This window comes from Natronosalvus vescus (genome assembly GCF_023973145.1).
Lineage (GTDB): Archaea > Halobacteriota > Halobacteria > Halobacteriales > Natrialbaceae > Natronosalvus > Natronosalvus vescus.
Genome location: NZ_CP099546.1, coordinates 2,967,975 through 2,982,850, shown reverse-complemented (window position 1 = coordinate 2,982,850; position 14,876 = coordinate 2,967,975). Strand labels below are relative to the sequence as shown.

4 protein-coding genes are annotated in these 14,876 nt (G+C 60.5%); 3 read left to right on the top strand and 1 reads right to left on the bottom strand.

Annotated features, from left to right (window positions below):
• Nucleotides 1–48: 48 nt before the first annotated feature.
• From pyrF to NGM68_RS14260, 3 genes are all read left to right on the top strand, one after another.
• Nucleotides 49–849, top strand: a complete 801-nt coding sequence (gene pyrF / locus NGM68_RS14270; RefSeq protein ID WP_252698906.1) for an orotidine-5'-phosphate decarboxylase — start codon at nt 49–51, stop codon at nt 847–849.
• A gap of 227 nt (nt 850–1,076) precedes the next feature.
• Nucleotides 1,077–1,850 (top strand): Nif3-like dinuclear metal center hexameric protein, encoded by a 774-nt coding sequence (locus NGM68_RS14265; RefSeq protein ID WP_252698905.1) that lies wholly within the window; start codon nt 1,077–1,079, stop codon nt 1,848–1,850.
• A gap of 376 nt (nt 1,851–2,226) precedes the next feature.
• Nucleotides 2,227–3,993 (top strand): hypothetical protein, encoded by a 1,767-nt coding sequence (locus NGM68_RS14260; protein WP_252698904.1) that lies wholly within the window; start codon nt 2,227–2,229, stop codon nt 3,991–3,993.
• 169 nt (nt 3,994–4,162) lie between these two features.
• On the opposite strand, the gene NGM68_RS14255 is transcribed toward NGM68_RS14260, so the two are convergent.
• Nucleotides 4,163–14,362, bottom strand: coding sequence for a right-handed parallel beta-helix repeat-containing protein (locus NGM68_RS14255; RefSeq protein WP_252698903.1), 10,200 nt, complete (start codon nt 14,360–14,362; stop codon nt 4,163–4,165).
• Nucleotides 14,363–14,876: the final 514 nt, after the last annotated feature.

Below are 14,876 nucleotides of genomic sequence, written 5' to 3'. Positions count from 1 at the left end.
GGAAGCAGTATAGCAACGTTTTCGGCAATCGCCCGCCGACTCGAGCGCATGAACTTCTTCGACCGGTTGCACGATCGCATCGTGACAGTCGACAGCGTCGTCAGCGTCGGCCTCGACCCCGACCCCAAACGCATTCCCGAGCACCTGCAGGAGTACGACCTCCCTCGCTGGGCGTTCAACCGCCGGATCATCGACGCCACCCACGAACACGCCGCGGTGTACAAACCGAACGCGGCCTTCTACGAGGATCCCGACGGCTGGGCCGCCCTCGAGGAGACGATCGCCTACGCCCACGGCAAGGGCGTCCCCGTACTGCTCGACGCCAAGCGTGCCGACATCGGGAACACGACCCGCCAGTACGCCCAGATCCTCGAACGCGTAGATGCGATCACCGTCAACCCCTACATGGGTCGAGACTCCCTCCAACCGTTCCTCGCGAACGAGGAAGCCGGCGTGTTCGTCCTCTGTCGCACCTCCAACCCCGGCGGGGCTGACCTCCAGGATCTCGAACTCGAGACGGGCGAACCCCTCTACGAGCGCGTCGCTGCGCTGGCCGATCTCTGGAACGAGAACGACAACGTCGGCCTCGTCGTCGGCGCGACGAAACCCGAGGAACTCGAGGAACTGCGCGAGCAAGTGCCCGACCTCCCGTTCCTCGTCCCTGGAGTGGGGGCCCAGGGTGGCGACGCCGAGGCGGCCGTCGAGTACGGCCTGGCCAACGGCGTCGGTCTCGTCAACTCCTCACGCGGGATCATCTTCGCAGGAGAGAACGCCGGCGAGAAATTCGCGACGGTGGCTGGGGAGGCTGCAAAGCGGCTCAAGATGCGGCTGAACCAGTACCGCGAGTGAGTACGGTCGGCCGACTCGAGTGTGTGTCGCGATCCGTGTATCCTAACTATTATGTGTATAGTGTAATGCTATAGATAGTGAATCTATGACTACAGATGTTGGATTGTCGGTGACTCCCTCACTTCTGTATCGGTAAGTGGCGGATCAATACTGGGTTCACTCGAGTCCCTGTCGGCCTGGCCTCGAAAACCGTCCGACTCAAAGACCTCCCCCGCGAATCGGTGGCCATGGAACTCGCTACGATCGTCGATCGGCTGGATGAGGAGTTGCGGACGGACGCCTACGCCGACCTAGACGTTAGCGCGAACGGCCTGCAGGTCGGATCGGACTCGAGATCGAAATCGGTCGATCACGTCGCCTTCGCCGTCGACGCGGCCCTCGAAACGATTCAGGCTGCTGGCGAGGCCGGCGCGGATCTGCTCGTCTCCCATCACGGTCTCTCGTGGGGCGGCATCGAACGCGTGACCGGGCGTACCTACGACCGACTCGAGGCGTTGCTCGAACACGATATGGCGCTCTACGTCTCCCACCTCCCACTCGACGGCCACCAGGAGCTAGGCAACGCTGCCGGCGTCGCGGACGTCCTCGGCCTCGAAGAACGCGAACCGTTCGGCGAATACGGCCCGGAGTACATCGGGCAGCGTGGGAAGGTACCGAAACCGTACTCGCCCACCGAACTCCAGGCGACCCTCGAGGCCGAACTCGCGACCGGTGGCCAGCCGATACAGGTGCTCGAGTTCGGGCCTGAGGCGGTCGAAACGGTGGCGATCGTCACCGGCAGCGGCGTCGACTGGCTCGATGAAGCCCTCGGGGTCGGTGCCGACGCGCTGGTGACGGGCGAAGGCAAACAGCAGGTGTACCACGACGCGAAGGAAGCCGGGGTGCACGTCGTGCTGGCCGGCCACTACGCGACCGAGACGTTCGGCGTCGAGGCGCTGGAGGGGCTGGCTCGAGAGTGGGGGCTCGAGACGACACTACTCGAGGCACCGACCGGGCTCTAACGCCGGTCAGTGAAGGTGGGCCGCGATGAGTGCGTTTCTCGTAGTAACCACTGGAAAACGTGGGTAGGGCGTGTCATCACGAAGCGGTGACTGGCCCTACGTTCGGTAGACCGTCGATACCAGGGTCTGAGCGACACGTCGTCGATAGACAGCACGTCTACCGCGGCTTACTCGAGGCCCAGCAAGTCGTGTAGTGACCGTTTGCCAGTGATTTACTCGAGGTATGGCCGGCTTACAACTGGTCACTGCTGATGGTTGTTCAACGCTCGAGACGATTCAGCGAGAAGGAGGCTCGTGAAATCGAGTAGTTCATCGATTACAAACTGTCCGTGTCTCGGACGTGTATCCACTCTGGGAGCACACCCAGGAGAATACGATGACAGACGAACGATCCATCACGAGACGAGATAGCCTCAAACGAATCGCTGCCTCCGGTGCACTGCTAGGTGGCACCGGATTCGCCGCTGGGACGGCGACAGCGAGCGAACACAAACGCGACAACATCAGACTCGTTGCGATCTGTTACGAATCGGAACGATCGCGGTTCCGCGTGGACAACGAGAACAAACGATCGGTCGAGGTGACCTGGGACGTCTACGGAACCGACCAGACTGGTTCCCTCACCGTTCCCGGAAAGGAATCGAAGTACTTCTGGGTCGACGCCGAGGATGGCCAGGCTACGGTTCGCCTCTTTTACAAGGGTGACCAGATCGACGTCAAACACGCCAACGATCAGAAGGAGTGCGAACCCGAGAGCCCGAAGGAAGCCCTCGAGCTCGAGGCGAAGTGTTACATCGACGAGCGCGCCTACCGCGGCGACGCCGACCTCACCGTCGACCCCGACGAACCAGGGGAGACGGCGACCTACTGCTTCAGCCTCACCGTGGGCGACGACGCCGACGGTAACTCGCTGAACGAAATCGTCGCCGACTTCTGTGGAACCGGCGTCGACGTCTCGAACGTCGAAGACGACGACGTCTCCGCCGAACTCAACGGTGATGACGTGACGAACGACCTGGACGAGGTCAGCGACAGCAACAACGGCCAGACGCTCACCCTCACCTTCGGTGGGAACTACGACCTCGAGCAAGGAGACTCGATCGACGTCTGCCTCGACAACGTCCAGAACCCGGAGATGCCTGGGCTGTACCCTGCGCGGTTCACGCTGAACGACGAGGAGTCTTCGGCGACCGTCTTCACGATTGGCGACGTCGACGGGATGTACGACGAGAAGAAAAAGCGGAAAAAGGACGACGACTTCCACGGTGAGGCCAAGTTCTGCGTCCACAATCACTACAGCCACGACGCGAAGGTGGTCTGGAAGAACGAGTATAAGAACCAGGCCGGCGTAAGGAAGGTGCCTGCAGGTGGCACGCGATGCTTCTGGGTGGAACTCGATCGGAAGGGGAAGGGTCGAGCGAGCCTCTACTACAACAGCAAGCGGATCGACGAAAAGGACGCCAATACCGACGACCTCTGCCGACCGAAGGGACGGAAGATCCACCTCAAACCGGTCTGTTATCGTGACGGCGAGGCGAAGTTCCGTGTCCGGAACTACAACCGACAGGCCGTCCCAGTATCCTGGACGGTCGATCACGACGACAACGGCTTCAATGGCGACGACGATTGTCCGGACTACGAGGGAACGTTCTACGTCGGCGGGAACGACTCACGGGAGTTCTGGGTCGACCTGGACGACAACGACGATAACGGCAACAACGGATTCGACGACCTCTCCGTCTCCCTCTGGTTCATGGGTGAACGCCTCGCCAGAAAAGGCGTCAAGGACAAGAAGTGCAAACCCGACGACCACAAGAAAGCCCTCGAGCTCGAGCCGATCTGCTACCGCAGTGAGAACGGCAAAGAGAAGAAACACGGGGAGGCGAAGTACTACGTCTACAACCACTACAAGAAAGACGTCAAAATCGTCTGGCGCAACGCCTACACGAACCAGGCCGGCGTCCTCGAGATTCCGGGTCGGGAGAAGCGGTGCTTCTGGGCCGACCTCGACAAGAAGGGCAAAGGCCGTGTAACGATCCACCACAACAAAAAGAAGGTTGGCGAAGCTGACGCCAACACTGACGTGGTCTGTGATGACAACGGCGACAACGGTGACAACGGCAACAACGACTCACCCGCCTGATTCACTTCGAACCACCACGTCCTGCTGAACGGGACGTCATCACACCAACTGTTCACGGTATTTTTGTGAATCTGTCCGCTCGAGCGATCGGTATCTCGTAACTGACAGTAGCGAGTGTTGACGAGTAATGGATGGCAGAAATCGATGTGACGAGTGATGAGGTCGTCAGCTACGACCGTCGGCGACCAAGCAGCACGGTGACGAGGACTACCCCAATCGCGATGCCAACCCCGAATCCGGGGATCGAATCGTCCGCGTCGTCCGCGTACTCATCGTCGAAGACTGGGCTGTCCTCGCCATCGTCTGTGTCGTCGGTTCTCGAGTCATCCGACGGGTCGTCACTTGAGCCGTCTGTGTCGTCGGCCGTCGCGACTTTGAACGACGTCGTGTACGTTTCCTCGTTCCCGCCCTCGTCGGCCACAGTGAGGGCTACTGTGTGTGACGCACCGTCCTCGAGCGCCACCTCGAGGGTGGTCTCTGAGGAGGTGATCTGCGTTCGATCGTCCTCGGTCACGTCGACGCCGTCGAGTTCGATGGTGATCGAGCTCACGTCGACGCCAGAGAGATCGTCCTCGTAGGCGAACGCAACGGTGGTTTCGTCGGTACCCGTCGGCAACTCGCTCTTGGGCGCGGGCGATACGCTCGTCAGCGTCGGCGGTTCCTCATCCACGATCATGGCTCCGTACGTCGAGAAGCCGTCGACGGTGGCGGTGAGGTATGGGTCGTCGTCAATGAAATCGACGCTCGAGTCCACTGGATCCCACGTCTCGGTGCCCTCGTCGTAGTAGTGGAAGCCGACGTCGGTCGCAGTAGTGCCCGCCGGAAGGGCCGTCTCGTCGACCGGCATCGTGATCGTTGCGCCTTCGATGGCGCCCGACCCGAGCTGGTGATCGATGAAGCTGTCGAGATCGGCCGTCAGGAAATTGACGCCGAGTGACCCGTCATCGAGGTTGGCGTCCACCGCGTTCTCCGAGAGCGCGATGAACAGTTCCTCCGCCTTCATCGCCTCTTCGACGTCGTCGACAAGATCGAACTCGATCGTCGTTCCGCTGTTGGCGAATTCGATGGTGCCGTCCTCGAGCGTGAATCCGGTATGGACGACCACGGAGGCGTCGTCGGTCGCGTCGTTACCGGCCCGGTCGACACCCGTCACGGTGACGGTGTACTCGCCCGACTCGTCGAACTCGAGGGTGCCCGTGAAGGTGGTGCCCGACGGATCGGCCTCGATCCCGGTGACCGTTGGATCGGCTCCGACGGAAGCGTCGTCCGCCTCGAGTTCGTCGACGGTAACATCGACGGTCGGTACTCCATCGAGCGGTTCGGTGCTCTCGATGACGATCGTCGCGTCCTCGTGGGTAACGTCCTCGATGCTCACCGACATCGACGGTGACTGTCGGTCGATCACCAGCGTTTCGTCCGCTCGATCCATCCCGCCGTTGTCGCGTTCGTCGGCAGCGACGGCCGTCAGTTCGTAGCGGCCGTCGTCGGGGAGACTCTCGAACGGAATCGACGCGATCCAGGTGTCGCCCTGACGGATCGCCTGAGTCGAGACGCTGTAAGTCGTCTCGAGTGAACTGATGAGTACCGTCACCTCGTCGATCGGGTGATCGGCGTCCACAGCCACCTCGACGGTCGCTTCGTCGCTCGCGTACACGTACGAGCCGTCGGTGTCGAGGACGTCGCCATCGGCCGTGACGAGGTCACTCGCGCTCGAGTGGCCCTCGACGGCGACGATGGTCGGTTCAACGGTCGCCTGGGTGACCACGAGTTGCCCGGCGGATCGGTCACCCAACTCGAGGTCGTAGGTACCCGGTTGCTCGAGCGTCGCGCTGACGTTGATCGCACCGAGGTGGTACCAGCCTGGCTGGAGCGACGCTTCCTGACTCCCGAGTTCGATGGGGTCGCCGCCGTCGGTCGGGGTGGCTGTGAGGGCGATCTCCTCCGGCCCCTCGATGGTGCCAGTCTGGTAGATGCTCCCGATTACGTGGAACTCCTGGCCCTCGGCGACCTCGAGCGCGGAGGCTGAGGCGGCGATCACCTGGATGTCCGACTCGGCGGAGGCCACTTCGATCGTCCCGGCGTTTCGGTCGCCTAACTCGAGGTCGTACGTGCCCGCTTCGTCGGGCGTGTACGTGACGTTGATCGCCCCGAGGTGGTAGTAACCAGGAGCGAGCGTCACCTCCTGCGTTCCCACGACCTCCGTCTCACCGGTGTCGGTGTTCGTGGCAGTGAGTTCGATTTCCTCGGTTCCCTCGATAGTGCCGGACTGGTAGATGCTGCCTATGACGTACAGCTCTTCGCCTTCCACCAGTTCGATCTCTGAAGCCGAGGCGGCGATCACCTGGATGTTCGATTCGGCGGGCTCGACCTCGATCGTCCCGGCGTTTCGGTCGCCTAACTCGAGGTCGTACGTGCCCGCTTCGTCGGGGACGTACGTGACGTTGAGCGCACCCAGGTGGTAGTAGCCGGGCGCGAGCGTCACCTCCTGCGTGCCCACTACCGTCGTCTCACCGGTGTCGGTGTTCGTGGCGGTGAGTTCGAGTTCCTCGGTTCCCTCGATGGTGCCGGCCTGGTAGATGCTGCCAATGACGTACAGCTCTTCGCCCTCGATCAGTTCGATCTCTGAAGCCGAGGCGGCGATTACCTGGATATCCGATTCGGCGGGCTCGACCTCGACCGTCCCGGCGTTTCGGTCGCCTAACTCGAGGTCGTACGTTCCGGCCTCATCAGGCGCGTACGTGACGTTGATCGCCCCGAGGTGGTAGTAGCCGGGCGCGAGCGTCACCTCCTGCGTTCCCACGACCTCCGTCTCGCCGGTGTTGGTGTTCGTGGCAGTGAGTTCGATCTCCTCGGTTCCCTCGATGTTGCCGGCCTGGTAGATGCTGCCGATGACGTACAGCTCTTCGCCTTCCACCAGTTCGATCTCCGAGGCCGAGGCGGCGATTACGCTGATGTCCGATTCGGCGGGCTCGACGTCCACCCAGCCGGCGTTCCGACCACCTAGCTCGAGGTCGTACGTCCCCGGCTCGTCCGGTGTGAAGGTGATGTTGATCGCCCCGAGGTGGTAGTATCCCGGCGCGACCGTCACCTCCTGGCTGCCGACGACGTGCGTCTCGTTCGTCTCCTGATTGGTCGCGGTCAGCTCGATCTCCTCCGTCGCGGTGTCGCTTCCGTTCTGGTAGACGCTGCCGATCACGTAGGTCTCCTCGCCCTCGATCAGTTCGACGTCGGCGGTAGATGCCGCGATGACCTGGATGTCTGTGACGATCTCCTCGACGTACACCGTTCCTGCGTACGTGCCACCGAGTTCGAGGGTGTAGTTGCCGCTCTGTTCGGGTTCGAACGTCACGTTCAATGCGCCCAGATGATAGTATCCCGGCGCGAGCGTCACGTCCTGGGTTCCCACGACCGTCTCTGTACCGTCCTCGTGGGTCGCCGTCAGCTCGATCTCTTCGGTTCCTTCGATATTGCCCGCCTGGTAGACCGACCCGACCACGTAGGTCTCCTCGTTCTCGGAAATCTCGATGTCCGACGCGGACGCCGCGATCACCTGAATGTCGGTGACGGCTTCCTCGACTTCGATCGTTCCCGCAGCCCGGTCGCCGAGCTCGAGGTCGTACGTACCCGCTTCGTCGGGGACGTACGTGACGTTGATCGCCCCGAGGTGGTAGTAGCCGGGCGCGAGCGTCACCTCCTGCGTGCCCACTACCGTCGTCTCACCGGTGTCTACGTTCGTGGCGGTGAGTTCGATCTCCTCGGTTCCCTCGATGTTACCTGCCTGATAGATGCTCCCCACGACGTACAGCTCCTCACCCTCGATCAGGTCGATCTCCGAGGCAGAGGCGGCAATTACCTGGATGTCCGATTCGGCGGGCTCGACCTCGATCGTTCCCGCAGCCCGGTCGCCGAGCTCGAGGTCGTACGTTCCGGCCTCATCAGGCGCGTACGTGATGTTGATCGCCCCGAGGTGGTAGTAGCCGGGCGCGAGCGTCACCTCCTGCGTGCCCACCACCGTCGTCTCACCGGTGTCGGTGTTCGTGGCGGTGAGTTCGATTTCCTCGGTTCCCTCGATATTACCGGTCTGGTAGATGCTGCCAATGACGTACAGCTCTTCACCCTCGATCAGGTCGATCTCCGAGGCAGAGGCGGCAATTACCTGGATGTCCGATTCGGCGGGCTCGACCTCGATCGTCCCGGCGTTTCGGTCGCCGAGTTCGATGTCGTAGGTGCCCGGTTCTGGGACAACGGTAACGTTGACCGCGCCGAGGTGGTAGAAGCCGGGCTCGAGCGAGACTTCCTGAACGCCAAGAACGGTCGTCTCGTTCGTCTCCTGATTGATGGCAGTGACCTCGATCTCTTCAGGCCCATCGATGGTGCCGGCCTGGTAGATGCTCCCGACGACGTGAATTTCATCTCCTTCAACGAGTTCTATCTCTGAAACGGAGGCGGCAATCACGTTGATGTCCGACTCGGCGGACGCGACCTCGATCGTCCCGGCGTTTCGGTCGCCTAACTCGAGGTCGTACGTGCCCGCTTCGTCGGGGACGTGTGTGACGTTGAGTGCGCCGAGGTGGTAGTAGCCGGGCGCGAGCGTCACCTCCTGAGTGCCCACCACCGTGGACTCGCCGGTGTCTACGTTCGTGGCGGTGAGTTCGATTTCCTCGGTTCCCTCGATATTGCCGGACTGGTAGATGCTGCCGATGACGTACATATCCTCACCCTCGACGAGCTCGATCTCCGAGGCCGAGGCGGCGATTACCTGGATGTCCGATTCGGCGGGCTCGACCTCGATCGTTCCCGCCGACCGGTCGCCAAGCTCGAGGTCGTACGTACCAGCGTCGTCCGCGTCGAACGAAGCAGTGATATTGATTGCGCCGAGGTGGTAGAAGCCGGGCGCGAGCGTCACTTCCTGGACTCCGAGGTCGATTGGATCGCCTCCATCGGTCGGAGTGGCGGTCAACGTGATCTCTTCGGATCCTTCGATAGTGCCTGCCTGGTAGATGCTCCCGACGACGTGGAACTCGGTGCCGCCGACGACCTCGGTTTCGGACGTAGATGCGGCGATCACTTGAATGTCCGAGTACTGGTGCTCGAGCGAGACGGTGTCGACGACCAGGCTGTTGAGCGTGATCGTGACCTCGTCGCTGTCGACGCCGTCCGGGAGACTGTCTTCCGTTGGAGTCCACTCGAATTCGACGCCGTCTCGCTCGAGGCCAGGTTCGACCGTGACTGTCTGGCTCATCGTCTCGTCGACGTGTTCGCCGCTGATCGTCAGCTCGACGGTGACGTCACCGGCGACGTCGCCGCTGTTGTAGAGGTCGCCGGTAATCGTGACGGTGTCGTCGATGCCGACAGCGTCGTGGCTTACGGATCCCCCGTAGACGATGACGTTCGCTTCGGGTTCGTCGTCGTCGCTGTCGTCGCTGTCGTCGCTGTCGTCGCTGTCGTCGTTAACGGTTACTGTACCCGCATGAGTCTCGCTCACGCTCACGTCGAACGTACCCGAATCCTCGAACGTGTGTGTGAAGGTGACCTGGCCAGTCTCACCTGTCTCGAGATCGATCGTCTCGGTATCCACCGTTGTACCATCGATCTCGAGTGCAACGATGACGTCCCCACCGACGTCGCCGACGTTTTCGACGGTCGCCGTAACTGTAACGGACTCACCTTCATCGATTTCTGTTGGATCCACCGTGGTATCGGTGATCGAAGGAACCGTACCCGGTTCGCCAAAGACACCGAAGGTGCCGAACTCGTCGATATCAGTCGCGTAAACGTACTGTTCGTCCGTGTTCACACCCGAGTCGTAGGACTCCTCCGACGGCGGTGACCAGGTCTCGGTCAAGCGCCAGATCTCGAGGCTCGATTCGTCGATGCCGGTCACATCGATTTCGTCGTAGTGAACGTACAATGAGTCGAGGTGGGCGTCCACTCCTGAACCACCGACATTCGCAAAGATACCCAGTGGATTGGTTCCAGTTTGCGGTTCGCCTAGTTCACCGGCGGAACTGACCCGTATATCCTGCCCCTCGAACGAGATGGTGGCGGTAGCCAGCTCGAGGTGCTCGACGGTGTTGTCCTGACTTCCATAGGCGGAGTAGAATCCGTGGCCACCACTGTCGGTGACCACGACATCGGTGAACGTGTTCCCGCTCGACCCACTCGAGAGATGGATCGAACTACCGCTGTTGTCCTGTAGCGCAATATCGGTAAACGTGTTCCCGTCGGCGTTACTCAGTCCAATTCCGTTTCCGTCGGTATCAGACACATTTACTCCGGTAAAGACGGTGTTCGTAACGGCAGCGCCACCTCTCAGACTACCAACGAGGTAAATGGCAGTACCGTCGTTTTCGGTCGCCGTTACGTTCGTCAATACGTTCCCGTTGCTCTCACCGATTCGGATTCCGTGCCAGCCGTTCTTTGAGACACTCACGTTCTCGAACTCGTTACCAAAGTTACTCTCGAGGTTCAGCCCGTACATCGAGTTGTCGTCGGCGACGACATCGGTGAACGTGTTCGACCAGCCGGCGGTTCGCAGACCGGCGCGGTTCGAAGAGGCGTTTAGTCCGGTGAACACGTTGTTGGCTGATCCAGAGGCTACCTGAACCGCACCTGGATAAAGGGAGCTTCCGCTGATTTCGTTCTCGTATACGTGGATGTCCGTGAACGTGTTACCATGACTCGATCCACCACCAGAGCCGACGTTGAGTCCTCGATAATCGTTATATCGAGCCGTGAGGCTAGAGACGTCGTTGTCGTTGGACGCACGGAGGTTGAACCCTGCTCCGTTGTTCTCAGTGATTACGTCGCTGATGACACCGTCACTGGCTTCGTTGTAGTACAGGCCGACGTCCCAGCCAGAGATGACGACATTGCTGACCGTGACGCCGTCAGCATCGTCGACCACGATACCGTAATTGGTTCCGTCGTCGTCGAGATCTTCGCCCTGAACGGTGTGTCCCATTCCGTCGAGAACCACGTCGTCCGCTGTAATTTCGAGGCAGGTTGCGTCGCCCTCGAGGTCACCGGTCAGCAAGTAGTACCCAGGGGCATCGATCACTGTACAGGTGTCTACTTCGATTGCCTCGGCTGAGAGAACGATCACTTGGTCGGTGTCGGAATCGTCCTCGGTCTGAACGGTGATGTCACCGGTTCCGACGACATCGGTGGGCGTTTCCCATGTGAGAGTAAGCGATTCGGATTCGCCTCCCTCGAGCGTCAGCTCATCGACGGCGTCGACGACGCTGCCGTCGAAATCGACCAGTTCGATCGTCTGGGTTTCCGTCTCGTCGGCGAGGTTTTCGACGGTTACGTCTACCGTCAGCGTCTCGCCGGCGGCGATGGGTGAGTTCGTGTCGTCGATACCGATCTCGAACGTCGGCCCCAACGGCGTTTCGTCCCACGGATCGAACAGGACGTGTTCGTCGACGGTATCCCCATCACCGTCCGCAATCGTTCCAGTTTCGGGATCCGTGACACCGCCACTCGGCCCGCTCGCAGCACCCCACCAGTTGTCCGTCGCGTTCAGTGCGTATTCGGGACTATGATCGCTGTAGACAATCCCGTTTCCGTTGTTCTGGATGGCGTTCCCATGCACCTGAACGTCCTCGGCCTCGTCAGTGAACTCGAGGCCAGCCGCAGAGTTGTGCTCAATGAGGTTGTCGAGGATTAATACGTTTATGATGGGCGAACTCCATCCCTGTGCTTCAACCACAATACCTCGCTCGTTGTTCGAAACCGTGTTGTTCGCAACGTCCGCACCCAGCCCCTCATCGGTGACGGTCGTGTGAATGCCGTCCCCACCAGCGCCTGTTACGGTGTTCCAAGTGATCGTCAGATCATCGCTGTTAGTGACGGTAATGGCGTCCCTGCCCGCGTCCGTGACTATGTTCCGGGTGATCTTCGGAGCGTCGATGTCTTCGGCGGCAATACCGTTCCAGCCGACGTCTGTAATCGTATTGTTGGTGACCTCGGCGGGCCCCCCATTGATGAGTTCGATCCCGGTCGTTCGTTCACCCATCTCGACGATAGTGTTTCGTTGAATCGTCGACTGGGTCGACTCCCAGATGGTAACCGCCCCTCGTTCCGTGTTCGTGTCAGTCCCATTCGCGATCGAATTGTCGGTGACTTCCACGCTGTGGCTGTAGGCGACCTGGACTGGGGCCGGGACCCCGTCAAACTCCAGACCCGAGACGTTCACGTCCGTCGAGTTGACAACGATAACCTGCCCGACATCGTCCGGAACCTCGACGCTGGTTTCGTTTCGGACGTAGTGGAGCGACCGATCCCCGACCGTGTTGTTGACGAACGAGTGCGTGGTCAGTTCCTCGGAATCGGCGTAGTAACTCCGCAAGAGGACACCGGATTCGAACGAATTGTGCCGAACGGTGACGTCGGTGGTCTCGTGAATCCACAGATCGACGGCGTGACCGCTGACCTCGTTACTCTCCACGAGCTGGCCGTCGAAGTTCCGGAAGTAGATCCCCGCGATGCCGTTGTCTACGATCGTGTTGTCACGCACCGTCGAGTCAGCGTTCGCCTCGACGCCGTTGCCGCGGTTATCCTGGACGAGGTTGTTCGCTACGAGCGAATCGTGCGAGACGTCGATGCCAACTGAGTTGCCACTAACTTCGTTGTGTGTGACGTTCGCTCGCATCGGTCCGTTGATACCGGTTCGGCCGTTGTCAGTAACGGTGTTGTTGTGGATCGTCGCGTCGTGGCTCCTCGACCAGTAGATTCCCTCGTTTCCGTTGTTCGCGATGTGGTTATCCTCGATCGTGACGTACTGTGAGTTAGACCCGCGGTTGTCGTGGATGCCGTTCACGTGGTTGTCCGTGATCTCGTTACCGCGTATTTCGACGTACTCCCCACTTATCACGAGTATCGCCGATCGGAAGTTACTGGTCGTTCCCCCGTGGTGCGTCCCGGTGATCGTATTGTTTGTGACCGCCGTTCGATCCGAGCCAGTGAGGTGCAACCCGTTGTGGTTGTCGATCAGCGAATTGTCCCGAACGATCGAGTCGGGTGAGCCACCGACCTCGAGCGCCCGGCTGCTACTGTCGGTGATCGTGTTCTCCGCGGCGACGGCGTCGGCAGAGCCATGGATGCCGATCCCAGAGACGAGTGAGGTCTCGTCGTTGCTCAGCAGGTCGTTCCCCGACACAACCGTGTCATCAGAAGCCCACACTCGAATCCCGTGACTCCCGGTGTTCGAAACGACGTTGTCGGAGACGACGGCACCGGGGCTGTAGGCGATCTGGATCCCAGAGGCGACGCCATCGAACTCGAGTCCGGAAACCTCGACGTTCGACGAGTCGACGACGATGACCTGCGCCGCGTCTTCGGGGATCGTCGGGTCGTCCTCGCCGCTGACGAAGACAAGCGGATCGTCCCCGATGGTGTTGCCGGAGGCGGTGTGGTCGAAGTGCTCGAACGTGCCGGCTGCGCCGCCGAGGGCGATTCCGGTCTCGAAGGTGTTGTCGACGATTGTGGCCGTCCGTACGCGGTCGAGTTCGACGTCGACCGTTGCGCTGGTGATGGCGTTGTTCCGAATTTCGGGGCTGTCCACCATCGAAGCACTGATACCGACATCGCCACCGGTGACCTCGTTCCCCTCAACGAGCGCATGGTCGCCGTCATGAGAAATGCGTATGGCGACGTTGCCGTTGCCGTTCAGGGTGTTGTCCCGGACTACGGCGTACTCGTCCCAGATGGCGATTCCGTTTCCGCTGTTCCCATCGAGAATGTTGTCGGCGACGACGACGTGGGGCGCGTACCTAGCATTGATGCCGACGCCACCGTTGTCCGCGATGTAGTTCCCGCGAACCTCCACATCCTCATTGTTCTCACCGATGTGAATCCCCCTGACGCCGTTGTTCACGATCTCGTTATTCTCGATAACGACGCTTGAGGCAACGTTATTCTCGAGCCAGATTCCCCGTCCGCTGTCTTCGATACGCATGTCACGTACGGTAAGATTGTGACCGTCACCGGTGACTCGGATTCCGTTGCTGTCGTATCCCTGGATCGTCAGCCCCTCGAGCGTCACGTTGTGGGCACCGTCGATCTCAATACCAGTCCCTGACGACCCTTGCAACACCGGGTCAGCCCCCGGTACCGCCGCAATGGTGATTCCTTCGGTGGTTACCTGCAGACCCTCGTCGTAGATTCCCGTCTCTACGCAGATCGTATCCCCCGGTTCCGCCGCATCGATTGCATCCTGGATACTGTCAAAGTCGCCCCCTTCTTCATCCTCCGAGACGACGAGACACCCCTCGAGGTCGGGATCGATGGCAGAAAGCGAGTCAGCGTTCGAATCGGCTGCTGGCTGTGCCGCTACACCGAACGGCACCAGTACCGAACACACCATCAAAATCGAACACAAAACAGCAAATAGTCGAGTACGTACACGTTTTCCAGACGCTCCTCGATTCATGAACGAGACACTCACCCGTAATGCATATACTCGCGCTAACACCTGGGTGAGTGAGTAAGGTACCTCGAGGTAATCGCAAGCCGGTGTTTTGTGTTAGGAATATTCGAGGAGGTACTCTGGTAGCCACTATTCAAAAAGCGGTAGTCACACCCCGTTTCGCCTCAGGCCCACGGATCAGTACGATTCGAACTACGGCGAAACGTCTTCGCGTCACTCGAGAAGTACAGCTCCTTTCTACACCATTATGCCATTTCTCGAGCCTCGAGTATCAGTCCCATCCGTCAATCGTGTTGCTCGAGGCGGTTGGGCCAGATTTGAACCTCGTCAAGACGTTCCGGGTCGCTCACTCCGTTCGCTTCCCGGGCTGCGACTTATCTGGTTCAAATCTTCCGACAACAATTTTCAGCGACGAGCGAACCACTTTGCTCGTCGCGTTGTGTCGCTGAAA